At 43.0% G+C, this 24,834-nt stretch carries 22 protein-coding genes; 10 read left to right on the top strand and 12 right to left on the bottom strand.

Annotation, left to right across the window (positions count from 1 at the left end; genetic code table 11):
- The first annotated feature begins 325 nt into the window (after nt 1-325).
- Nucleotides 326-1,663 (top strand): DEAD/DEAH box helicase, encoded by a 1,338-nt coding sequence (locus BMX56_RS18895; RefSeq protein ID WP_090651236.1) that lies wholly within the window; start codon nt 326-328, stop codon nt 1,661-1,663.
- Nucleotides 1,664-1,813: 150 nt separating this feature from the next.
- Nucleotides 1,814-2,113 (top strand): FtsB family cell division protein, encoded by a 300-nt coding sequence (locus BMX56_RS18900; protein WP_090651237.1) that lies wholly within the window; start codon nt 1,814-1,816, stop codon nt 2,111-2,113.
- Nucleotides 2,114-2,236: 123 nt separating this feature from the next.
- Here BMX56_RS18900 and BMX56_RS18905 read toward each other — a convergent pair whose 3' ends face one another.
- From BMX56_RS18905 to BMX56_RS18930, 6 genes are all read right to left on the bottom strand, one after another.
- Complete coding sequence (locus BMX56_RS18905; protein WP_090651238.1) at nt 2,237-2,668, bottom strand: endonuclease domain-containing protein; 432 nt, start codon at nt 2,666-2,668, stop codon at nt 2,237-2,239.
- A gap of 95 nt (nt 2,669-2,763) precedes the next feature.
- The gene (locus BMX56_RS18910; RefSeq protein WP_090651239.1) at nt 2,764-4,854 is read right to left on the bottom strand and encodes a hypothetical protein; all 2,091 of its coding nucleotides are present in this window, start codon (nt 4,852-4,854) and stop codon (nt 2,764-2,766) included.
- Nucleotides 4,855-4,930: 76 nt separating this feature from the next.
- On the bottom strand, nt 4,931-5,365 hold the full coding sequence (locus tag BMX56_RS18915) for an energy transducer TonB (RefSeq protein WP_090651240.1): 435 nt from the start codon (nt 5,363-5,365) through the stop codon (nt 4,931-4,933).
- Nucleotides 5,366-5,608: 243 nt separating this feature from the next.
- Nucleotides 5,609-6,352 (bottom strand): 3-oxoacyl-[acyl-carrier-protein] reductase, encoded by a 744-nt coding sequence (fabG, locus tag BMX56_RS18920; RefSeq protein WP_090651241.1) that lies wholly within the window; start codon nt 6,350-6,352, stop codon nt 5,609-5,611.
- An 80-nt stretch (nt 6,353-6,432) separates the two neighbouring features.
- A complete protein-coding gene (locus BMX56_RS18925) occupies nt 6,433-6,831 on the bottom strand; it encodes a hypothetical protein (RefSeq protein WP_090651242.1) in 399 nt (132 codons plus the stop codon).
- Nucleotides 6,832-7,021: 190 nt separating this feature from the next.
- Nucleotides 7,022-7,366 carry a hypothetical protein gene (locus BMX56_RS18930; RefSeq protein WP_090651243.1) on the bottom strand — a complete coding sequence of 115 codons (345 nt, stop codon included), beginning with the start codon at nt 7,364-7,366 and terminating at the stop codon, nt 7,022-7,024.
- Between the two features lie 260 nt (nt 7,367-7,626).
- Between BMX56_RS18930 and purH the strand changes: the two genes are divergently transcribed.
- From purH to rodA, 6 genes are all read left to right on the top strand, one after another.
- The gene (gene purH, locus BMX56_RS18935) at nt 7,627-9,156 is read left to right on the top strand and encodes a bifunctional phosphoribosylaminoimidazolecarboxamide formyltransferase/IMP cyclohydrolase (RefSeq protein ID WP_090651244.1); all 1,530 of its coding nucleotides are present in this window, start codon (nt 7,627-7,629) and stop codon (nt 9,154-9,156) included.
- Nucleotides 9,157-9,371: 215 nt separating this feature from the next.
- On the top strand, nt 9,372-10,394 hold the full coding sequence (locus BMX56_RS18940; protein ID WP_090651245.1) for a rod shape-determining protein: 1,023 nt from the start codon (nt 9,372-9,374) through the stop codon (nt 10,392-10,394).
- 100 nt (nt 10,395-10,494) lie between these two features.
- A complete protein-coding gene (gene mreC, locus BMX56_RS18945; protein ID WP_090651246.1) occupies nt 10,495-11,319 on the top strand; it encodes a rod shape-determining protein MreC in 825 nt (274 codons plus the stop codon).
- Nucleotides 11,319-11,837 (top strand): rod shape-determining protein MreD, encoded by a 519-nt coding sequence (locus tag BMX56_RS18950; protein ID WP_090651247.1) that lies wholly within the window; start codon nt 11,319-11,321, stop codon nt 11,835-11,837. The genes mreC and BMX56_RS18950 overlap by 1 nt, the downstream gene beginning before the upstream one ends.
- The gene (gene mrdA / locus BMX56_RS18955) at nt 11,834-13,846 is read left to right on the top strand and encodes a penicillin-binding protein 2 (protein ID WP_090651248.1); all 2,013 of its coding nucleotides are present in this window, start codon (nt 11,834-11,836) and stop codon (nt 13,844-13,846) included. Before BMX56_RS18950 ends, mrdA begins: the two co-directional genes overlap by 4 nt.
- Nucleotide 13,847: 1 nt before the next feature.
- Nucleotides 13,848-15,122: a rod shape-determining protein RodA gene (gene rodA / locus BMX56_RS18960; protein WP_090651249.1), complete on the top strand. Its 1,275-nt coding sequence runs from the start codon at nt 13,848-13,850 to the stop codon at nt 15,120-15,122.
- 124 nt (nt 15,123-15,246) lie between these two features.
- Here the strand turns inward: rodA and arfB are convergent, their stop codons facing one another.
- A complete protein-coding gene (gene arfB / locus BMX56_RS18965; protein WP_090651250.1) occupies nt 15,247-15,657 on the bottom strand; it encodes an alternative ribosome rescue aminoacyl-tRNA hydrolase ArfB in 411 nt (136 codons plus the stop codon).
- A 170-nt stretch (nt 15,658-15,827) separates the two neighbouring features.
- Between arfB and cmk the strand changes: the two genes are divergently transcribed.
- Nucleotides 15,828-16,505 carry a (d)CMP kinase gene (gene cmk, locus BMX56_RS18970; RefSeq protein WP_090651251.1) on the top strand — a complete coding sequence of 226 codons (678 nt, stop codon included), beginning with the start codon at nt 15,828-15,830 and terminating at the stop codon, nt 16,503-16,505.
- A gap of 45 nt (nt 16,506-16,550) precedes the next feature.
- Here cmk and BMX56_RS18975 read toward each other — a convergent pair whose 3' ends face one another.
- Both BMX56_RS18975 and BMX56_RS18980 read right to left on the bottom strand, forming a co-directional pair.
- Nucleotides 16,551-17,006, bottom strand: coding sequence for a deoxycytidylate deaminase (locus tag BMX56_RS18975; RefSeq protein ID WP_177183861.1), 456 nt, complete (start codon nt 17,004-17,006; stop codon nt 16,551-16,553).
- An 89-nt stretch (nt 17,007-17,095) separates the two neighbouring features.
- Nucleotides 17,096-18,751, bottom strand: coding sequence for an MFS transporter (locus tag BMX56_RS18980; protein WP_090651253.1), 1,656 nt, complete (start codon nt 18,749-18,751; stop codon nt 17,096-17,098).
- A 168-nt stretch (nt 18,752-18,919) separates the two neighbouring features.
- On the opposite strand from BMX56_RS18980, the gene BMX56_RS18985 reads away from it, so the two are divergent.
- On the top strand, nt 18,920-19,576 hold the full coding sequence (locus tag BMX56_RS18985; protein ID WP_090651254.1) for a LysE family translocator: 657 nt from the start codon (nt 18,920-18,922) through the stop codon (nt 19,574-19,576).
- Nucleotides 19,577-20,013: 437 nt separating this feature from the next.
- Here the strand turns inward: BMX56_RS18985 and BMX56_RS18990 are convergent, their stop codons facing one another.
- The 3 genes from BMX56_RS18990 to BMX56_RS19000 form a co-directional block, all read right to left on the bottom strand.
- Nucleotides 20,014-21,921 (bottom strand): amidophosphoribosyltransferase, encoded by a 1,908-nt coding sequence (locus BMX56_RS18990; protein WP_090651255.1) that lies wholly within the window; start codon nt 21,919-21,921, stop codon nt 20,014-20,016.
- Nucleotides 21,922-22,067: 146 nt separating this feature from the next.
- Nucleotides 22,068-22,433, bottom strand: a complete 366-nt coding sequence (locus BMX56_RS18995; RefSeq protein WP_090651256.1) for a hypothetical protein — start codon at nt 22,431-22,433, stop codon at nt 22,068-22,070.
- A gap of 206 nt (nt 22,434-22,639) precedes the next feature.
- The gene (locus BMX56_RS19000) at nt 22,640-24,619 is read right to left on the bottom strand and encodes an amidohydrolase family protein (protein ID WP_090651257.1); all 1,980 of its coding nucleotides are present in this window, start codon (nt 24,617-24,619) and stop codon (nt 22,640-22,642) included.
- Nucleotides 24,620-24,834 lie beyond the last annotated feature (215 nt).

Here is a 24,834-nt window from a genome sequence, read left to right on the forward strand (position 1 = left end):
AACGGGTTGAAACCCGTTGCTACAAAATGAATCGGGGCTACGCCCCCGGAGAGGAACATTTTATCGACGAGTACACAATGTTTCCTCAAGTATGTTATCACACCCATCCACAGCAGTCACCGTAATAATTTTCAAATCCTCCTCACATTCTCAAATCAATCATCTGCACATCTGAAATCTGTAATCTGCACATCTACGCCGTCTAATTTAAAAAGCGTATCTTTGCAGAAAATTATGCCTCGTTAAAAACATAGGCATAGCAGTCTATAATATTACAAGCATATCTGCACATCTGAAATTTGCACATCTGCACATTCAAACAAACATGTCATTCGAAAATTTAAAATTAATTGAGCCTCTCCTCAAGGCCTTAAAAACCGAGGGATATACAACCCCTACTCCTATCCAGGCGCAAGCCATCCCTATTGTATTAAATCACCGCGACTTATTGGGTTGCGCACAAACAGGTACGGGCAAAACCGCAGCCTTCGCATTGCCTACTTTGCAGCTGCTGTTCCAGGACAGGATGGCCCACAAAGAGCAAAAAGCTATTAAGGCCTTAGTGCTTACCCCTACCCGCGAGTTGGCCATACAGATTGCCGAAAGCTTTACAGCTTATGGCAAACATACCGGCTTAAAAAACCTGGTTATATTTGGTGGTGTATCGCAAAACCCACAGGTTGATGCCTTACGCCGTGGCGTTGATATTTTAATTGCAACCCCGGGCCGCTTACTGGATTTAATGAACCAGCGCTTTGTACACCTTGACCAGGTTAGAATGCTGATACTGGACGAAGCCGACCGCATGCTGGATATGGGCTTTGTAAACGATGTAAAAAAGATCATCGCCAAAGTACCATCAAAAAGGCAAACGCTGTTTTTCTCGGCTACCATGCCTGCCGAAATAACATCATTAGCCAATACCATCTTAACCAATCCCGAACGGATAGAAGTAACCCCGGTATCATCTACAGCCGATACTATACAACAGGCCTTGTATTATGTAGAAAAAAATGATAAAAAATCATTGCTGATCCACATACTTAAAGATAAAGGAATTAAAACCGCGCTGGTATTTACCCGTACCAAACATGGCGCCGATAAAGTGGTTAAAGACCTGAACAAGGTTGGCATCACTGCCGAGGCCATTCACGGCAATAAATCACAAAATGCGCGCCAGCGGGCTTTAACCAACTTTAAAAACCGTACCACCCGCGTGCTGATAGCTACAGATATTGCTGCCCGTGGTATTGATATTGATGAGCTTACACACGTTGTAAATTACGAATTGCCTAACATCCCCGAAACTTATGTACACCGTATCGGTCGTACAGGCAGGGCCGGTGCCGACGGCATAGCCATGTCGTTCTGCGATTCGGAAGAGATACTGTTTTTACGCGACATCCATAAACTGATAGGGAAAGAAATCCCTGTTGAGGAAGGTCACCCTTACCCAATGAGCCCCGTGGCTATGGCAGCAAACTTAGTGGCAGGCCAATCCAAAAAAGGATCGGGCAGCTTTAAACGCGAAGGCGGCCGTGGCGGTAGTGGCCGCAAACCATCCGGCGGCGGCAGATCAGGTGGCGGTCGCTCGGGAGGCAACAAATCAACCGGCGGCGGCAGCGGCATGAGCGGAGCCAGCCGTTCATCGGGCAGGAGATAGTTGATTAAGTGAGTGGTTGATTGGGTGAGTGGTTGATTTAGTTAAACGTCAACCACTCACTTAATCAACCCAATAAACCACTCACCAAAAATATTTGCAACCTTCAAGAAAAATAAATAGCTTTAAATGAAATTCAAAGAACCCATATAGATGAAACGCCTCATTAGCCTTTTTAAGAATAAATTCTTTTTGGTTACGCTGGCTTTTGTAGTGTGGATGATTTTTTTCGATAAAAACGACCTGTTTTCGCAATACGAATACCGTACCCAGGTAAACAAACTTAAAAAAGAACGCGATTTTTATAAAGCCCAAACAGACCAGGTTACCAAAGAGCTAAACGAACTAACATCCAACCGGCAACAATTAGAAAAATTTGCCCGCGAAAAATACCTGATGAAGAAGGACAACGAGGATGTTTACTTGATCGTCCCGGAGAAAAAGGAAAAATAGAGGCAAGATATTTGATAGCGGTGAATTGTTCATCGCTATTTTTTTGCAGCAAAAACTGTGGACTCGTGCGATTCCCTCCCAACGGGAGGGTGCAGGGAGGGGTTGCTTCACACTAATAAAGCACTATGTAGTTAGTAACTCCAGATCAAAATCCTTCGGCAATTTAATAGTACTATCATTTTTGATAATCTCAATTACAGTAGTTTCTATTGTTCTGAGCACGTTAAACATATCATTTTTCATTTCGGCCTCAGTAAATCTCAAAAACGTTATCCCGAAGTTCTCCAATTTTTGCTGACGTATTTGGTCTTTGACAAAGGCCACCTCGTTGTTATTCGACATGCCATCAATTTCAATGGTCAGCATTAAATCTCGACAATAAAAATCAACGATATATTCGTCTATAAAACGCTGTCTGTCAAAGTCGAATCCCAGTAGTTTATCATGTTTCAATTCATTCCAAAGCAGCAACTCGCCATCGGTCATGGTTTTCCTGAGCTTTCGGGCTAAGGCTTTTAGCGCCGGGTTGTATGGAATGATCTTTCTATTCGCCATTTTGTCGCTTTAATAAACCCCTCCCTGCACCCTCCCGTTGGGAGGGAATCGCACAGCCCCCTGTTTTTGGCTCCACATTTTATGCCCTCTTGACTCTATACTTCCCCCTCGCGTTTCCTCAAAAACCACTCAGCACTAAGCAATAGCAATATTAGCACAAACACCCATTTTACATCAATGACATCGCTGTAGCGCTTATCTTCATAAACCACAGTCTTAATATTGTCGTTCTTGCGGATCAAATCTGCAAGCTGGCCGATTTGCGATGGATACAGCATTTGCCCGCCGCTTTGTTGGGCAAGTGCTTTTAACAACTGGTGATTGGCTGCGCTTTGGCGGGTTTCCAGGTTCAGGGCTTTAACGGTAAGCTGGCCGGATGCCTTAAACTGGCTTTTCCCGTTTTGGGTTGATGCAGTATAGCTATACTCGCCAACAGGTAAGGCTCCGGCATCTAATTGGTAACTTGGTCCGCTGCGACTGAAAAGGAAACTGTAGTTTTTTCCAGTGCTGCTTTTCAGGTCGATTTTCACATCGGGCGTGTTAATCAATTCAAGGGCATCATTGTATAACTCGGCGTTCAGTATCACGTTTTCGCCCTCGTCAAATACGTTGCGGGCCGGGTAAACGCGGAAGCGCTGCCTGTTGGTGTTGGCCGTTAAATACTGTACCGTTTGGCTCAACAACTCATCCGTAGCATTTCGGTTGCCGAAGTTTTGAAACTCGGATAGCTGCCACCGCCAGATGCCTTCGCCGGTTAAAACAGCGGTGCGGTGGCCACCTTCATCACCAAAAGCCAGTAAGGGGTAGCTTGTGCCAATAGCGCCAATTTTTTGCTTTAATAAAATGGAGGTGCCTGCCGCCGTTCCGTAGCTACCAAACGGCGCCAGTAATGGAGGCAAATTGCTGATTTTTTTACGCGACGAGTCGGACAGGGTAAAAGCGGCAAAACCAGCTTCGGGTAAGGCATAAACTTCCTGCGTTTCGCTGCGGCCGGCACTTATTTTTACAACGCCTTGCTCGGTATTAAATGCCGGCAAGTCGCTTTGCGAACCTAAGATGTACCAAACCGGGATTTTGCTTTGGGCGATGAATTTTTTCCCGGGTGCAAAGGTGCCTGCACTAATTTGATATAATATGATAAGGCTGTAATCGGGCAGTTTTATGCCGGTCATGTCGGCCAGTAGCGCTGTTTTTACCTCATAATTTTTATTTGTCTCGATGGCTTGTTTGATGACCGTGATATCGGGGTGCGCACTTTGATAAAGCACCAATACCTTTTGGCGGGCATCCAAAACATCTACATAAATAACTTCGGTGTTATTTTGGGTTGATAGTTCGTTTTTAACCGGGGCTATGTTGATGGTGAATTTACGAACGCCTTTTTTATCGGCCGTTAACTTAACAGGCACAAGCTTTTTAAAATCGGCACCGGTTACCGGGATAGTTTGCGAGAATACTTGCCTGCCATCTTCGGCGACAGATAGATGAATGTTTTCGCCTTTACTTTGGTAAGCGGCGGTTAAAACCTCCACCTCAAAATCGTTACCTAAAAAGGCGGTTTTGTTATAGTTTACATTGCCAATCAACAGGTCGCGTTTGGCCACCGTGTCACCAAGGGCAATGGTATAAATACTCGTCTTGATGTTTTTAGCCTCATATTGCGGGTCGTTCCCCTGGTTGTATAAACCATCGGTGGCTAAAACCAGTGCGCCAATGTTTTGGTTAACAAATTTATTGTTTAGCTGGTGTAAGGCATTTGCTAAATCGGTTTGCTTACCGTTGAATTTATTGGACAGAGCATTGTTGAGGTCTTTATCAAAATTAAACTCCTGCACATCGTATTTATCGCCCAGCTGTTCCTTAAGTTTCGAAAGATCACTTACCAGCTTATCAGCATTAAAACCCGGAGCTTTAAATGTATTTACGGATGATGAATTATCCTGTGCTATCAACACCAATGGTTTCTGAGGATCGTATTTGACGGATTTTACCAATGGAGATACCAACAGCATCGCGATAAAAAACACCACCACCGCGCGGGTAACCGAAAGCCCGTACCTGAAATATTTACCAAGGTTTACCGGTTGCCGGTAAAGCAGCCAGGCATATACAATTCCTAACAGCAAACAGGTGGGCACCCACCATCCCGAAACCGAACCCCATGTAAGTGAAAATAGAAATAGCATATTGTAAGTGATACGTATTACGTTGTACGTGTTACGTTATGGTGCAATATCAGAAAATATGCCGAATTGCAGGGAATTAATCATCACTTCCCAGGCAGATTGTAAGCGGAAGAGAATACCGGGTAGCTACCGGTTTGCCGTTCATCTTGCCAGGTGTCCACTTTGTTTTTTTGACTATATCAAACAGTCTGTTCGAAAGTAAATGATCGTTACCGCAGGGATCTCTTACAACGGTTTCATTATCAATTGTTCCGTCTGCCTCTACAACAAAGGCAATAATTATCCTTCCGCCGGGTAATTCACAGCTATCGGGATAATGCAGCTTTCTGGCAATAGTACCGACAAGGTTTTCTACTCCACCCTTTGGCCTTGGCATTTCCTCTACAGACTCGTAAATGTGTCGTTGTGGTATTGGAAGAACTACCTTCTTATGCGCCACCACCTTTTTACTTTGGGCATGGCTGCTTGCAAAGGCAAAACATGTGACTAAAGTAAGCAGGAATATCTTCACGGTTTAAAGCATGGTTGGCGATATTTAAAGTTAACTACTTTTTATCACCAAATTGCATGAGGGTGGCATAAAACAAATAAGGCAAGCTAAATGCCTGCCTTATTAAATATGAGTTGTCATTAGTCCCTTTGCTATCGTCGAATTCCAGACTTACGAAGTTTTAAAAACTTCCTAAGTCTCCCGTCGTTTGGTTCCAACGCAAAAGCTTTTTTTGACTTTTTACTTTTGAATTTTTACTTACAATTATAGCATCCCTCCATCAACCGGAATAACCTGCCCGGTAATATAGGTTGCCATATCTGATGCCAGGAAAACGCAGGCATTGGCTACGTCTTCAGTAGCGCCGGCGCGTTTAAGCGGGATTGCTGCCGCCCAGCCTTCAACCACCTTAGGGTCTAACACTTCGGTCATTTCTGTTTTGATAAAACCTGGGGCCACCACGTTGGTACGGATGTTACGCGAGCCTAATTCTTTAGCCATTGATTTGGAGAAACCAATGATACCTGCTTTTGAAGCGGCATAGTTACCCTGCCCGGCATTACCCTGAACACCTACAACCGAGCTCATGTTAATGAAAACACCGTTACGGTTTTTCATCATGATTTTTGAAGCGGCTTTGGTTACGTTAAAGATAGATTTCAGGTTAACGTTCATCACTTCGTCCCAGGCTTCTTCGGTCATGCGCATCAGTAAACCGTCTTTTGTGATACCGGCGTTGTTAACCACAATATGAAGGGTGCCAAAATCGGCAATGATATCAGCTATCAATTTTTCGGCTTCGTCGTATTTTGAGGCATCGGAGCGATAACCTTTAACCTGTGTGCCAAAGCTTTGCAATTCCTGCTCTAAAGCCTGCCCTTTTTCAACAGACGACAGGTAAGTAAAAGCTACATTAGCGCCGTGCTCGGCAAATTTTTCGGCTATTTTACGGCCTATTCCTTTTGATGCACCGGTGATAAGTGCGGTTTTTCCTTCTAATAATTTCATTTATGTACTATTTCGGGCGGTGAAGTTAGTTAATAAGTACGAAAGTTGGAAAAACAGAGTTTGGTTGGCAGTTTGCTGCATTAGTTTGCCTTTAGCTTTGTAAATTGATAGGCACAACCCTCAAAACAGAAATAAGGGTAGATCGGGCTTATTTGCAAAGTATCTTGCTTAACCTCGTAAGTATAAGTTTGTACTTTGTGATCAAATGAGGTGATAGAAAATCTTTTGTATTTTTCAATTCTATATGTTTTGGCTCCTCCAAAATAATTGCCTTTTATACGTCCATTTTTAAAAAACAGCACAAATTGTTTTATACTATCTGCTGTTTTTTGCCATCTTCCGCTGCCATCGCCAGGATCAACATTGTATGCTGAAAATCTCCATTTACCATATAACGGGCTTTTGGTTTGCGCTATCGATTTTAATGATAAAATAACTGGCAAAAGAGTAATAAATATTATCAAACAACGCTTTTTCATTTTTTATTATCCCATTAGGTTACCCATCAAACTTAACTCATTTGTGAATAATATAAAACTTTAGAACTTTGCTGATTTTCATAGATTTAGCAGTTCCCGATTTCATTTATGTATTATTTCGGTCGATGGAATTAATAAGTACTAAAGTTGGAAAAACAGTAAGTGGCATAGTTAATGTTTCCCAAAAAGCTCAAAACTCTACATCTAAATCTAATTCAGGATTCGATGAGTTTTCGTTAACCTTTATCCCGTATGTTAATAGCAACGTGAAATCATTTAGGTTAAATATCATCGCACTAACATTCTTTTTCAGTGGAAAATTGAAACTGAATCCATCGCAGGCAAATTCTACATTGATGAATTTACCCGGAGCCATTTTAAGTTCAAAACTCAGATAGCGTATTGTTCCACTAACGCAATCCTGCATCTTCATTCTAAAGCTATCCGGTTTAATTAAATCATAAGTATATTTCATTCGCCCATCTAAATTATTATCAATAGATGTAATTAGCGTTTTGGCTTTATTAATCGTCATTGTTGGCTTAAACTTCTGATGGATAAATGTATGAATAAGTCGTTTAAATCTCCTGTTAACCTGCCTTGTTAATCATTTTAACCTGTTGTGGTGTTTAGCGGTTGCAACTACTTTAGATGATCTAACCAATTTATTTTCGCCCCAACCTAAGTTACTATGACCTATTAACCATGATCCATGAACTGCAAACTTTTCGTTTGCAAAAAAACAAATCAATTAACTAAATATCACTACCTTTGCGGCTCAAAAAATCACTGTAAATGAGCCAGTCTGTTCAAATAAAAAATGCTTTAATTTCTGTTTACTACAAAGACAATTTAGAGCCAATAATTCTCGAGTTAAACCGCCTTGGTGTTAATATATATTCTACCGGTGGTACCGAAACTTTTATCCGCAATTTAGGGGTAAATGTAATGCCTGTTGAAGACCTTACCTCGTACCCGTCTATATTAGGCGGTCGTGTTAAAACCCTGCACCCTAAGGTATTTGGTGGCATTTTGGCCCGCCGCAGCTTTGATAGCGACGAGAAACAACTGGCCGAATACGAAATCCCAGAATTGGATTTGGTGATTGTAGATCTTTACCCGTTTGAAGAAACTGTACAATCTGGCGCAGGTGCCGAAGATGTGATCGAAAAAATTGATATCGGTGGTATTTCCCTGATCCGCGCTGGCGCAAAAAACTTTAAAGATGTTACCATCGTTGCTTCAAAAGACGACTACGGCATACTGGAAGACATCCTGAAAACACAGGATGGCGTTACCACTATCGATCAGCGTAAATCATTTGCGCAAAAGGCATTCAACATTACTTCAAACTACGATACGCACATTTTCCAGTATTTTAACCAGGAAGAGCCGCTACCTGTATTTAAGCAAAGCATCCTTACCAGCCAAACCTTGCGTTACGGCGAAAACCCGCACCAGAAAGGCACTTTTTATGGTAACCTGGATGCCATGTTTAACAAACTGAACGGTAAAGAGCTTTCATACAACAACCTGGTAGATGTTGACGCCGCTGTTGCATTGATTGACGAGTTTACCGGCGAACCAACCATCGCCATATTAAAACATACCAATGCCTGCGGTATTGCTTCCCGCTCGTTCATTAAAGAAGCCTGGATAGACGCATTGGCTTGCGACCCGGTTTCGGCTTTTGGTGGTGTAATTATCGCTAACGATGAGATAGACGCCGCTACCGCCACCGAGATTGACAAAATATTTTACGAAGTGCTGATTGCACCTGCCTATACCGACGAAGCAGTGCAAATATTGCAGGCTAAAAAGAACCGCATTATTTTAGTTCGCCAACCGGTTGAATTGCCGGCTAAGCAGTTTAAAACTTTGCTTAACGGTGTTATTGAGCAGGATAAAGACGCAGTTATTGAAGGCCCGGCACAAATGACCCCGGTTACCAACCGCAAACCAACTGAGCAGGAGCTGAAAGATTTGTTTTTTGCCAATAAAGTGGTAAAACACACCAAATCAAACACCATCATATTTGCCAAAAACGGCCAGCTGATGTCAAGTGGCGTGGGGCAAACCTCAAGGGTTGATTCATTGAAACAGGCTGTTATTAAAGCCAACAGCTTCGGCTTCGACCTGCATGGTGCAGTAATGGCCTCTGACGCTTTTTTCCCGTTCCCTGATTGTGTGGAACTGGCTGCCGAAGCCGGTGTTACCGCTGTATTACAACCAGGCGGATCAATAAACGATAAACTATCTGTAGCCATGTGCGATGAAAAAAACATCTCGATGGTAACTACAGGAGTGCGTCATTTTAAGCATTAATGTTTGAGTTGATTAGGTTGATTGAGTTGGATTAAGTGAGTGGTTTAAAAAAACAAGAGCGAGTATAACAACTCAATCAACCTAATCAACCCAATCCAACTTAATCAACCCGCGCAAACAATAAATATTAATTTTTAACGCTTTTAATTGCAAGTATGTAATTTTATTAAGCGTATTTTTATAAACTTTGCAGATTATTTCAAGGGAAACATTAGATGGGTTTATTTAACTTTTTTACACAGGAAATTGCTATTGATTTGGGTACTGCCAATACCCTCATTATACATAATGATAAAGTTGTTGTTGACGAACCGTCTATCGTGGCGTTCGACAGGACTACCAACAAGGTTATTGCCATTGGGCGCCAGGCCATGCAAATGGAGGGTAAAACACATGATAATATCCGTACGGTTCGCCCGCTTAAAGATGGTGTAATTGCCGACTTTAACGCTGCCGAACACATGATACGCGGTATGATCAAAATGATAAACCAGGGTAAAGGATGGTTCTTCCCATCGTTGCGTATGGTTATCTGTATCCCATCGGGTATTACCGAGGTTGAGAAACGCGCGGTGCGCGACTCGGCCGAGATTGCAGGCGCCAAAGAGGTTTACCTGATACATGAGCCAATGGCTGCCGCGGTAGGTATAGGCATTGATGTGGAAGAGCCTATGGGTAATATGATCATCGATATTGGTGGTGGTACTACCGAGATTGCGGTTATCGCGTTATCGGGTATCGTGTGCGATCAGTCTATCCGCGTAGCGGGTGATAACTTCGACTCGGATATTGTACAATACATCCGCCGCCAGCACAATATCATGATTGGCGACCGTACTGCCGAGAAAATTAAAATTGAAGTTGGTGCAGCACTGCCCGAGCTGGCAGATCCACCGGCTGATTTTGCAGTACAAGGCCGCGATTTGATGACCGGCGTGCCAAAACAAATCATGGTATCGTATACAGAGATTGCACATTGCCTTGATAAATCTATCTCCAAAATAGAAGAAGCGATATTAAAAGCGCTGGAAATTACCCCGCCCGAGCTTTCGGCAGATATTTACCAGACTGGTATTTACCTAACCGGTGGTGGTGCCCTATTGCGCGGCCTTGATAAACGTGTGGCAGCCAAAACCAAACTGCCCGTTCACGTAGCCGAAGACCCCCTACGGGCCGTAGTACGTGGCACAGGAACCGCCCTTAAAAACATAGGTAATTTTAAATTTTTAATGCAATAGTTGATCAATGACTGAATTATTGAGTTAGTGAATTAGTGATTTTTAATTGCTTTTTCAATTCAATAATTCAGTTATTCACTAATTCACTAATTATAAAGCGATGCGTAACCTCTTGATATTTATCACTAAGTATAACGCGTTTTTTTTATTCCTGATTTTTGAGGTGAGCGCGTTGCTTATCTATATCAAATACAACTCTTTTCAAAAGGCTACTTTTATCAGTTCGCAAAACCAGGTTACCGGCAGTTTATTTGGGCAGGTAAGCGAGTTTAAGGGATATTTATCTCTAAAGGACGTAAACGACAGTCTTGCACGAGAAAACGCAAGGTTACGGGGAATGCTTAAAACATCATTTTATGTTGATACTACCGAAAAGCATAAAGTTGTTGATACTGTTTACAAGCAGCAATATACTTACCTGGTAGCCCGTGTTATCAATAATTCAACCAATCAATCCAATAATTACATCACCATAAACAAGGGCAGCAGGGATGGCATAGCCAAAGATATGGGTGTAATTTGTGGTGCCGGTGTGGTGGGTATGATAGCCGACGTAACAGACCATTACGCTATTGTAAAATCATTGCTGCATTCAAAAAGCCAGTTTAGCGCTATGCTGGTAAAAGATAAATCTGTTGGCTCATTTATATGGGGAAACGATCTTAATCCGCGTAAGGGTTTACTAAGCCTGCAAAATGATGCCAAACCCACCCTGGGCGAAATGGTAGTAACATCAGGTTATTCGCTTTTCCCAACCGGGATCCCTTTTGGCAAGGTAACCAACCTGCATGCCAAAGAAGGCGGCTTGCTGCTTAATGTAGAGGTTGGCCTTTCGGTTGATTTTAGCAAACTGCAATACATATACGTAGTAGTTAACAAATACGCACAGGAACAAGCCGGATTGGAGGCCGCAGAAGTCAAATAATGGGGCGCACTATCATCATCAATGTAATCCGCTTTTTGTTATTGGTGTTTATGCAGGCATTCCTGCTCAAAAACATCACTTTTTACAACCTGTCTACTCCTTACTTTTATATCCTGTTTATATTGCTGCTTCCGTTCGAGACACCGAATGTGTTGCTGTTTGTATTATCATTCCTGTTAGGCCTTACAGTAGATGCATTTTACGATACTCCCGGTTTGCACGCCGCCGCTTGTGTGGTGCTCGCCCTGGTGCGCATCCTTTTCATCAATATAACCGTGCAAAAAGAAGGGTTTGACAACGAGCCCGAACCAACCCTGAGCATTATGGGGTTCAGGTGGTTTTTCACTTATGCGGTGATACTTACGTTTGCTCATCATTTTTTCCTGCTAACCCTGGAAGTATTCCGGTTTTCTGAAATACAATACACACTAAGCCGTGTTGTTTTAAGTTCAATATTTACGGTATTTTTGATACTTGTTTCGGGCCTGCTATTTTTCAAAAGGAAAGAACGTAAATGAATAATTTTTTCGAGCGTCGCTACGTTATCACCGGTATTTTTGTCGCTATAATTTTAACGCTGCTGGCCAGGCTTTACTATATCCAGATAGTTGACGACCGCTACGCTATTTACGCAACCAAAAACGTAATACGCAGTTTTATTGTTTATCCTGCCCGCGGCCCCATTTTGGATAGAAATGGCAAAATACTGGTGCAAAATGTGCCCATTTATGATATCATGGTAACGCCCAAAGATGTAAAACCCTTTGATACCGTTGCATTTTGTAACCTGTTGGGCATTGATAAGGACGGCTTTAACAAGCGCTGGATAAAAGCCATCAAATACTCGCCTAATAAAGACTCCCCTTTTGAAAAACAAATTTCGGCCGAACGCTTTGCTTCGATACAGGAAAAAATAAACGATTTTGTTGGCTTTTATGCGTTACCCCGTACAGTACGTACCTATCCCGATTCGGTTGCGGCGCAATTTTTAGGTTATATTGGTGAAGCACAGGACCGCGATATCAAGCGTTCCAACGGCTATTACCGGCTGGGCGATTATATTGGTATAACCGGTGTGGAGAAAGCTTACGAAAATGTTTTACGCGGGCAGCGCGGTGTTAAAAACATGATGGTTGATTCGCGCGGCATACAAAAAGGCTCTTTCGCAAATGGTGCTTTTGATACGGTAGCCCGTACCGGCGAACGGCTTACCTCCTCGTTAGATATAGAATTACAAAAGCTGGGCGAACAGCTGATGCAAAATAAGCTGGGCAGTATTGTAGCCATTGAACCATCAAGCGGCGAGATCCTGGCTTATGTAAGCAGCCCCAGTTACGACCCTAACCTGATGGTTGGCCGTGAGCGCGGTAACAACGCTGCTAAAATGTATAACAATCCGTATAAGCCATTTTTCATCAGGCCTATACAGGCGCAGTATCCGCCAGGCTCATCATTTAAGCCGTTAAGCGCTTTGATAGCTTTGCAGGAAAACATCATCTCCCCTTCAGAAACATACTATTGCACGGGGCATTACAGGGCTGGCAACCGGCTGGTACCTTGTAACCATGGCGAGGCCCACGGGTCAGTAAACATGAGCAGGGCTGTAGCCGAATCATGTAATGGCTATTTTTCGATGGTGTTTCAACGCATATTGGAACGTAGCGGGGCAAAGTATACCGAAGCTGCATTTACCAACTGGCGTGCCAACGTAATGAAATTTGGTTTAGGCGCCCGGCTGGACCTGGATATGCCTGCCGAAAGCCGCGGAAACGTACCAACGCCCTTACATTACGACAACGTTTATAAAAAGGGCGGCTGGCGCGCCAGCACCATCATTTCTTTAGCCATTGGCCAGGGCGAGCTATTGGCAACCCCATTACAAATGGCCAACCTGGAGTGTACCATAGCCAACAAAGGTTTTTTTTACAAGCCCCATTTAATTAAAGCCATAGGTACCGAAAATGTGATTAAAGCAGAGTATACCAAAAGAAATTACGTTGGTATAGATTCGCAATATTTTGAGCCGGTTATAAATGGGATGCAGGCTGTGGTAGAGGACGGAACCGCCCGCCGATCAAAGATACCAGGCATTATCATGTGCGGTAAAACAGGTACAGCGCAAAACCCACGGGGCGAAGACAACTCGGTTTTTGTGGCTTTTGCCCCGCGCGATAACCCCAAAATTGCTATAGCCGTAGTAGTTGAAAACTCGGGCGAGGGCGCGCATTGGGCCGCTCCTATTGCCAGCTTTATTGTCGAAAAATATTTAAGGGGTAAGATAACACCACGCGAATCGGGCATTACGGTTGATTATTTTGCCAATGCTAACCGCATGCCCGATTTAACGCTTTACGCCCTGGATTTGAAAAAGGAACGCATGCGCGATAGTATCCGCGCGGTGAAGGCCGACTCGATAAAAAAATTCAAAGCCGATTCCATAAAAAAGGCAGCGCGCTTAAAAACGGCAAACAATAACAAACCTAATAGCTGGGGCAGTTTATTAGCAGGCAGGGGGGCTGGCAAATAGCATGAACAACAACAATAATAATCAGCGCAGCTTCTTTTTTAATGTTGATTGGGTAACGGTGTTCCTATACCTTATCCTGTGTACTATTGGCTGGTTCAACATTCATGCTGCTGTTTACGATGAAAGACATCCAAGTATAATAGATGGCGCCACCAATTATGGTAAGCAATTTATATACATCATTGTGGCTGTAGTAATTGGCATGATCATCCTGCTGTTAGAAAGCCGCTTCTTCAGTGCCCTGTCTCCGGCTTTCTACGTTGTAACCGTGCTTTTGTTAATGGTTGTACTGGTTATTGGCCGCAATGTTGGCGGTAACCAGGCCTGGATAAACCTTGGCGGTGGTTTCAGGCTGCAGCCGTCGGAGTTTGCCAAGTTTGCTACCTGCCTATTATTGGCCCGGTACCTGAGCGGGCCGAATATCCGCGTTACCGATCCGAAATCTTTTATGGCGGCGGGGGCTATCATTGGCTTGCCGATGATATTGATTATGCTGCAGCCGGATACTGGCTCAACACTGGTATTTTGTTCGCTTATCTTTGTACTCTACCGGGAAGGTTTATCACCGTACTTCCTCATCGTAACCGGTTTGCTGATCACACTTTTTGTGGTGGCCCTACTGTTTAATCCCTTGCATATCATCATTGCATTGGTGGCATTTACTGCCCTGGTTATCTTTTTATTCAGGCGTAACCGCAAACTCATCAGTACCATGCTAATAGGGCTTGCTATCTCCATCACGTTTGTATTTAGCGTAAAGTTTATTTACACCAATGTTTTAAAACCCCACCAAACAGACCGTATCAATATCATTTTGGGCATCACTACCGATTTAAGGGGCAAAGGATATAATGTAAACCAATCAAAAATTGCAATAGGCTCGGGTAAAATGTGGGGCAAGGGTTATTTACATGGCACCCAAACCAAATACTCGTTTGTGCCCGAGCAAAGTACCGATTTTATTTTTTGCACTATAGGCGAGGAATGGGGCTTTGCAGGCTCGCTTGTATTATTAGGCCTTTATATTTTCCTCATTCTCCGGGTTATCTTTATCGCCGAGCGACAGCGATCCCCCTTTTCACGCATCTATGGTTATGGGGTAGCATCTGTACTCTTTTTCCACGTGGTGATCAATATTGGTATGACGATAGGGATAGTGCCGGTTATCGGGATCCCGCTGCCATTTATAAGTTACGGGGGGTCGTCGTTATTAAGCTTTACCATCCTGCTTTTCGTGCTCATTAAGTTCGATTCTAACAGAATGGGGATTATTTAAACTGCAAAAAATAAGCGTTTGGATAACGAAAGCGTACTAATAACACACATTTTCGGCATTCTTAATTTCCTAAACAAAAAAACATCTGCACACCTGAAATTTGCATATCTGCACATCAAAAAAATTATTCTTCATAATTTTTTCCCCTGTTTTCCTTTTTTGCCGATTGCCTCTTTTTGTTGTCAAGGCGGGCGGCTTTGGCGGCCTTGCTTACTTTGGTGGGTTTACGCGCTTTTTGTACCTGCAGGGCACGACCTAAAAGAGCAATCAGCCTTTCAACCGCTTTTTCTTTATTAAGGTATTGGCTGCGCTCTTCATCGCAAATTACTTGTACCAGGCCATCTTTATTTAAGCGATTTTGCAGTTTGCCCGTAAGCAATGATTTCTCATCATCAGTAAATAAGCCGGAACCGGCAACATCAAACAAAAGCTCAACCTTGCTTGATACTTTGTTAACGTTTTGGCCCCCCTTACCCCCGCTGCGTGACGTTTTGTAGTTTATTTCTTTTTGTAAATCGGCTTTATTCAGGTTCATTTTTCAAATGTAGCTTTTTTAGGTTGATTAGGTAAATTGATGTGCAGGTGTGCAGATTACAGATGTGCAGATGTTTTTAACTTAACCCACTAACCAAGTTAATCAACTACTCACTTAATCAACCATTCAATAACCAACAATCAACAAAAATCGTTATTTTAGCAGCTCTTATGAACAACAATATCGTAGTAGCAATTGATGGTTATTCATCATGTGGTAAAAGCACTTTAGCAAAGGCTTTAGCAAAAAAACTTCATTTTATTTATGTAGATAGCGGTGCAATGTACCGTGCCGTGGCTTTGTATTTTCTGCGTAATAACATCGACCTGACCAATCATGAACAGATTGCCGAAGCGCTGAACAACATCCACCTTAACTTTCATTCAAGGGATTACAAAACACATATCACCCTTAACGATGAAGAAGTATCTGACGAGATACGCCAGATGCATGTGGCCGACAAGGTAAGCACCATAGCGGCAATACATGAAGTGCGCGTTGCTATGGTAAAACAACAGCAGCGCATGGGCAAATCAAAAAACATCATTATGGATGGCCGCGATATTGGCACCGTTGTGTTCCCGAATGCGCAGGTAAAGCTGTTTATGACTGCCGACCCAAAGATTCGCGCCGAGCGCCGGTATAAAGAACTGTTGCCTACCAACCCCGAAATAACCTTAGAAGAAATTTTTGATAACCTGGCCCACCGCGATTACCAGGACACCACCCGCAAGGAAAGCCCGCTGACACGTGCCGAAGATGCTATTATTTTGGATAATACAGACCTGAGCCCAGACGAACAACTACTGTTTGCCCTGAGCCATATTGAGCCTTTCCTGGCCGATTAAATATTGACATTAGCATTGTCCGGAACAAAAATTGGCCGGGCAATGCTAATCTTCTGTAAACCTCACCGTTGGTACCCCAAAACGGTTTAAAAAATCAACCCCCTCGTCGCTGCCAATGCCTTTATATTCGGCGTACGATTTATCAAAATAAACCTTAGTTATGCCCGCCGAATAAATAAGTCGCGCACAAGCAATACATGGCGATAGTGTGGTATACAACGTTGCCCCTTCCAGCTTTGCGCCGCTTTTAACGGCATATAAAATCGCATTTTCTTCGGCATGCAACGCCAATGAGCAACTTCCTTTTGAATCGCGTGCACAGCCTTGTTCCGGCCATTCCTCGTCGCAGTTATGCGTACCCGCAGGCGGGCCATTGTAGCCTATGGATATAATACGGGTATCACGGGTTAAAACAGCGCCCACGTGGGCTTTAACGCAGTGTGAACGCTTAGCCAGATCGGTTGCCAGGTTCATGAATATCGAATCGAAACTTGGTTTCATAAATTAAATCATTTTGTCATTAACGCCATTGGGTCATTAAATCAGTGAAAATGACTTAATGACCCAATGAAAAAATGACGGGTTAAAAATTAGTGGCCTGCTGCAACCTCAACATGGTCAAGGTCGATACCCTGGCTACGCAGTTCGCGGCTCACTTTCCAGGCAAAATAAGCAAGGTAAGCAAAGCCCAACACAGGAACAATATAGGAGAAGTGAATACCGCTCATGCCCGGTATAACGTTACCTGCGCCATCAGCTACTTTGCCTTGTAGCGGAGGGATAATAGAGCCACCTAAAATCATCATGATCAGGAATGCAGATCCCTGACTGGTGTATTTTCCTAAGCCGGTAATAGCTAAAGAGAATATGGAAGGCCACATGATAGAGCAGCACAACCCACCGCTGATGAAAGAGAATGTTGCAACTTTACCCGTTGTAAATAACCCAACCAGCATAAATGCAACGCCTAATAAACCTAATACAGACAGAGTACGTGTAGGTTTTTGCTGACCGATAAAGAAGGCAACAATCAAGATGGCTACACAAGCCGCATAACCATACAGGTTGCTCACATTTACACCAGTGGCGGCATTTACTAATAGTACTATACCAAATGCTATAAAAGGAATAAGAACTGTTAACACATATTTAACCGTTTTAGAAAGGTTAAACGCGCCTATCGCGCCGGCGAAACGGCCGATCATTAAGCTACCCCAGTACAATGAAATATAAGGCGCGATGTCCGATTCTTTGAACGATCCAAACTCAGGCGTTTTTAATAACGATCCCATATTGCTTTGAATAGTAACCTCGGTACCTACATAAGTAAATATAGCCAGCATACCCAAAATCAATTGCGGATACTGCATAGCGCCCCAGCCCTCTTTACTTTGTTTAGCGGCAAAAATAGTCCCCACCAACGTCAATACAATAATAGCCAATGAAGCATACACAAAATACTGGCTTTTTATATAATCTGAAGATAGCAGCTTATTAAGATAGGCACTCAACGGATCGGCGGCTAAAATTAAACAGAATGCCAAAAACATAATTAAAAGCGGTGTATTTGCCTTGGGGCTTGCCTCAATTTTTTCATCGCTGGTAACCTTTGGCAAATTTGAAAACCAAAAGAAGATAGCTACAGCAATAAATAAACCGGCAAGCATGTAGTAAAGGTTGTTCACAGAAGAAATTTGTACATTCTTTGCCTCTATTTTGGCCGCTGCCGAGCCAAATAAAATAATACCCACTACTACGGGGCCTAATAAACCACCAATGTTATTAATACTACCTGCAAAATTTAACCGGTTTGAACCTGTTTCGGGCGGCCCCAAAGCAACTACAAAAGGATTGGCAGCAGTTTGCTGTAACGAAAAACCAACCGCTATAATAAAAAACACCGTTAATATTAAACCAAATGATCCCGATGCAATAGCCGGAATCATGCCGATTGCGCCAATCGCAGAAATTACCAGGCCTAATATGATACCATTTTTATACCCCATTTTATTCATGATATCAACTTTGCTGAAAGATGAAGCAAAGTACAGGATCAACGAACCTATGAAGTAACCACCATAAAATGTAAAATCAATCAACTGCGATTCAAATTGGGTTAAATGAAAGTGTTCTTTACAAAAAGGTATGAATACACCGTTGGAGGCAGCTAAAAAGCCCCAAAAGAAAAATACAGTTATAAGCGTATAAAGAGCCGAACTGTAACTTTTAGCATTGTTTTGTTCCATTTTTAAATTAGGTTATACAGAATAGATTTTGAATCGTTAAACATAATTGATTTTTTGTAAAACTGGTCATACTATTTTAAATTAAAATAAATCACAATTTTAAGTTTCGTTGTTTATGAGATAAAATTGCATATTCGCATTGTTCAAAAATGAACAAAGCCTAACTTAATGATAAAAGCCATTATTTCGGGAATTGGGTTTGGATTGGTGTTGACGGTTATTACTGGCCCGGTCTTTTTTGCTCTTATTAAAACCAGCATCGAAAAAGGTTTTCATGCGGGTGTAGCCCTTGCCCTCGGTGTTGTTACCAGCGATGTAGTATTTGTTGGCGCCTTACTTTTCGGTTCGCAATATATAGATGTATCTGATCATACTAAACTGATTGCAGGCGTTGTTGGCGCCGTAATATTGTTTACCCTTGGTTTATACTATTTGTTTAAAAAGGCCGAAGTAAACTACGACAATAAAGTACCAACCGGCATCAACCGCGCAGGCTACTTTTTAAAGGGCTTTTTGATGTGCATCTTTAACCCCACCCTATTATTCCACTGGACAGTTGTTATCGGCGCCGCCAGTACTACTTTCCTGGTTGGCACCCCCCACCGCTCATTCCACATAGCCGTTATGTTTTTAACTATCCTTATTGTGCAGTTTGGCATGGATACCACTAAAGCCTTTTACGCAGATAAGCTGCGCGATAAAATATCGGTTAAACTCATCCACCGCCTCAACGAAGTGGCCGGCATAGCGCTTATAATAGCCTCGCTGGTATTGATTGATAAGTTGGTTACCCACTTTGTTTTCGCGGCACCGCCAGGGTCGTGAAGCCCCCCCCCAGCCCCCTAAAGGGGGAGTTTTTTGATTTGCAAAGCGTTCCGTTGGAACGCCTGGTACACCCGGAACGCCCCGGAACAATTTATCGCTGATAATCAATGACTTACGACTTTAGCAAAAGCGGGAGCGGAACACTATAAACTCTCATTTTCAGCACCTTAGCCAATATCCAAATTTTCCGGGTTCTGAAAAAAATGTCACAGTAAAACCCCAGACTTGCCAAGTTTTAAAAACTTCGCAAGTCTTTCGCCGGTTTCTCATTCCCCCTACCATAATTCCGCGAAATTCTACAATTCAGGATAACCGCGTTTCACTTTTGATACAAAAAAGCACAAAAACCTTCAAAAAAACACAAAAAAAGGCGACAAGTATAAACTTATCGCCTCTATTATATTTTTCCTCCCCCTTCAGGGGGCCGGGGGCTGCTCTTACATATAAGCCCTTTGGTTTTTACCTTCCATCCAGTTAACAAAGGCGCGGTTAACAACTTTATTGCCGCCTGGGGTTGGATAATCGCCGCTAAAGTACCAGTCGCCGGTATGGTCGGGGCAGGCAATATGCAGGTTATCTAAAGTTTGATAGATAACTTTCACTTCGCATTTTATTTCTTTAGGAGTAATGATCTGCGCTATACGGTCAGATACCTGCTGATCGGTAAATAGTTCGTATATCGCCTTTACGTGGTTCTGTACTTTTTCTTTCGGCAACTTAATGCTGTCTTTACATTTCTGGTAAACGTCAAGGATCACATCTTCCCTGTCCATTTCCTTTAACAGGCTGATGGCTGCTTCAAAAGCAACAAACTCGCCCATGCGCGACATATCTATACCATAACAATCCGGGTAACGGATTTGCGGCGCCGATGATACCACTACAACCTTGGTTGGGCCAAGCCTGTCCAATATCTTCAGGATACTTTGTTTAAGTGTAGTACCGCGAACAATCGAGTCGTCCAGAACAACAAGGGTATCGGTGTTACGTTTTATTAAACCATAAGTGGTGTCATAAACGTGGGCAACCATTTCGCTGCGGTCGGCATCCTGGGTAATAAAGGTGCGCAGCTTAACATCTTTAATAGCAATTTTTTCAACCCTTGGGGCCATTGCCAGTATTTCGGTAAGCTCTTCGTCGCTAATTTTATCCTCGCGGCTCAGTAGCTTGTCGCGCTGGTATTTTTTTACGTATTTGTGCACGCCCTCAACCATGCCATAAAAGGCAACTTCGGCAGTATTGGGGATGTAGGAGAACACGGTATTTTTGATATCATTGTTAACAGCGTCCAATATTTGCGGGCAAAGCAGCCTGCCTAATTGTTTACGCTCACGGTAGATAGATGCATCGCTGCCACGCGAAAAGTAAATACGCTCAAACGAGCAGGATTTCTTCTCTTTAGGCTCACTAAACATAGTCTCGGTTATCTTCCCGTTCTTTTTAACAATAAGCGCGTGGCCAGGTTTAATCTCCCTGATCTCCTCCATAGGCACGTTAAATGCGGTTTGGATAGCAGGGCGTTCTGATGCTGCTACAACAATTTCATCGTTGTAGTAATAAAATGCCGGGCGAATGCCAACCGGGTCGCGCATTACAAAGGCATCGCCATGGCCTAGTATACCGGCTATGGTATAACCACCATCCCAGTTTTTGGCCGATTTTGTTAAAATTTTGGCAACGTCCATGTCATTAGCAATCAGTTTGCTAATCTCCACGTTATCGTCTAATCCTTCGCGTTTGTATTGGTCAAACAAGCCCTGGTTTTCGGTATCAATAAAGTGGCCCATTTTTTCGAGCACTGTAATGGTATCGGCTTGTTCCTTTGGATGCTGCCCCAGGTCGTAAAGTTGCTGCAAAAGCTCATCAACATTGGTCATGTTAAAGTTGCCTGCAATAACCAGGTTCCTGGTTTGCCAGTTGTTTTGGCGCAGGAACGGATGGCAGCTTTCGATAGAGTTTTTACCATGGGTACCATAACGCAGGTGCCCTAATAAAACCTCGCCGGTAAAGCTTACATGTTCTTTGAGCCATTCGGCATCCAACATTTTTTCGGGGGTTTCTTTCTGAATCTCCGCGAATTTCTTCTGGATGTATTCAAAAATATCAGCAACGGCGTTTGAAGCCATTGACCGGTGACGACTGATGTACCGCTTGCCCGGGGCAATATCTAATTTAATGGTAGCAACACCTGCGCCATCCTGGCCGCGGTTATGTTGTTTCTCCATTAAAAGGTAAAGCTTGTTCAGTCCGTACAGCGCAGTTCCGTACTTTTTCTGATAAAAAGATAGTGGCTTTAATAAGCGGATAAATGCCACACCGCATTCATGTTTAATCTGATCGCTCATGATTCGGAATGAGGCTGCAAAGGTATCATTTATAATGGACTCTTTATAAAATCATTTGTCATTAAATAGTAGTTTAAACATCTTTTTAGATGTGCAGATTTTAGATTACAGATGTGCAGGTGTTTTTGGCTGATTATTCGTCAGAATCACTCTTTTTCAGCAGGGTAAAATGATTGCGTGACCTCAATCAACCCTACAATATGATCGTTAAATTCTTCCAGCTCTTCGGCCGGCACCCATAATTCGTTATGGATTGGGCCTCCAACATTTTCAACATTATATTTTGCCAGGAATGCGGCAGGTAAACTAAACTTAGTTACAAAACCCGAACCTGACGCAGGCACATTCCAATCCCTTGCTATCTGAATAGCGTAAGCTTCATTCAGCACCGGGTAAAAGATGGGTTGTTGCGCCAATCGTTTAGGGAAGCGTTTAAAACCCGACTCTTCTATCAGCTTTAATTCCCTTGGCCCAACCGGCCGCCATAATGTTGTAAGTTCTTCTTTTTGCACAAGGTAAAAATAGGAAAAATGTCTGTTTTTTTGATGTGCAGATTATAGATGTGCAGATTTCAAATTTCAGATGTGCAGATGCTTTTTCCTATCAAATATTTTCAAACCGGAATTAACAGAGTGAGCTTCAAATTCTGGTCATTCCACAAATTCCGGTTCAGACAACATCTGAAATCTGCATATCTGAAATCTGCACATCTGAACCCCTACCTCGAAAAACCTACCATCCTATGTAAAGCCACCGGGTCATAAACCCTGCCGGCTTTAATCACAACCGATACTTTGCGGATATCGCTGATATTTTTTAAAGGATCGCCATCTACCAGTATAATATCTGCCTGTTTGCCCGCTTCAATTGAGCCTGTTTGTTTATCAATGCCCATGGCCTGAGCCGGTGTAAGGGTAGCCGTTTTGATGGCCTGGGCGGGTGTTAAACCTGCCGATACATACAGCTCCAGTTCCCTGTCCAAACTATAACCAGGGAAACCCATATCGGTACCCGCCACAATGATAACGCCTGCATCATACAGTTTTTTTACAGATGTAACCATGCCTTGCATCACAGGCCGAAATTTTGTCGCATTGGCCGGCTCCATCCCCATGTTTTTAAACAGCGTTTGCAATGGGGGCGGTAATGTGTTGTATGCCGGCTCCAGGTTTGTGATGCTATCTTTTACATTTCGAAAGGCAAGTTCAAAAACACCCAAAGTGGGGTCTATCACCACATGATGGTCTTTAATAAATTTGATTGCCGCCACGCTTACCGAATCATCAAAATCTACAGATCTGTCTTTATTTCTTTTTAAAATGGCGTAAACATATTGCTCGTGGTTTACCATGTTCATCCCCGAGTCTACCCCCTGCTGCAAGGTCATTCCGTTAGGGATGTGGCCGGTTACTGTTAAGCCCACTTTATGGGCTTCATCGCAAATAGCCTTTACTATTGAAGGTTTTACCGAGCTGTAAATTTTTATCTGCGCAAATCCATTTTCTTTATAACGGTCAACCGCTTTTATGGCTTCTTCCTTTGTATCTGCCTGTATAATACCCAGCGACATTGGACCCTTGCCGTCAATAATACCTGCTTTCAGGATATTTGGCCCAACACCTTTGCCGCCATCTATGGCACTTTTTATAGCATTAATATATTCAAATTCGTTGCCGCAGTCCCTAACCGTTGTTACACCGGCTGCCAGGTAGGCCGGGCCCCACTCTGCCTGTTCAAAATGCGAATGCATATCCCATAAGCCAGGTAAAATACTTTTACCGTTGGCGTTTATTACTTTGGCGCCGGCAGGTATTTTAACACTGCCCGCTTTACCTGTCATTTTTATCAGGCCATCTTCTATCAATACTACTGCGTTGGGCATACTGGTGCCGGTATTTACATCAACCAGGTTCCCCCCGGTAATGGCAATCACCTTATTAACCCCCCCCGTAGGCGCTGCTGCCTTAGCGAAGATCTGCATACCGTAAACCGCCGCTTTGCTAATCAGTTCGGGCAACAGGCTCTCATATTCTTTACGCACCGACTCCAGTTTGTCGCCTTCGGCATCATTGGTGATGAGGCAAATGAGTTTACCGCCGGCATCCGCCCAAATCAGTTCGTTGCCCCAAACCAGGCCGCTTACGGTATATCTCTCAAGCAGCAATTGCTTACCGTTAAAAGTCAATTGATCTGTACCGTCTTTCTTTATTTGTACCGAGCCAAAGGGCAGGGTTTTCATAGTTTCCGGCTGCTTATTCTTTTTCCAGTATTGCAGCATTGCTTGTTGTACCAATGTAGGTGAGTAACCTGCCACAGGAAAGCTAAGGCGCTGATGCGTTTTATAGCTGGTAAGTTTTTCATCAACCTTAAATACAACACCGTCATTTAAAACCCTTACCGAATCGTCAATTGTCGAAAACCTGGATGTTTTCCCTTTTACAACCAGTTCGAGCGGGTTACCTGTAGCAGTTAACTTTAAACTGGCTTTCAACGGCACAGGGGAACCCCGGTCGACAAACTTAAAATCGACGGCATACTTAATGGAGTCCTTATATTTAGTTACCCAATAAGTTTCTTTACCAATATGCTGCGCAAATTTATGCAGGAAGAAAGTCCCGCTATCAGTTAGTAAAACAGTTTGAGCCTTTACATTAAAAGCCAGCGCTAAAAGCGGGATAAACACAATAATTTTTTTCATATGGCAGGTGGATTCAGATAAACTAAGTTATTACTTAATCCCTGATGTTGCAATGATTGAAAAGCAATACAGATGTGCAGATTACAGATTTCAGATGTGCAGATGCTTTTTGCCTGCCAATTATTTTCTGAATTCATCGAATTAATGGATTAACAGAATTCTAACAGCAAATTCCAGAAATTCTAAAAATTCGTTTAATTCGAGTTCATACAACA

The sequence above is a fragment of the Mucilaginibacter sp. OK283 genome (assembly GCF_900110415.1).
Lineage (GTDB): Bacteria > Bacteroidota > Bacteroidia > Sphingobacteriales > Sphingobacteriaceae > Mucilaginibacter.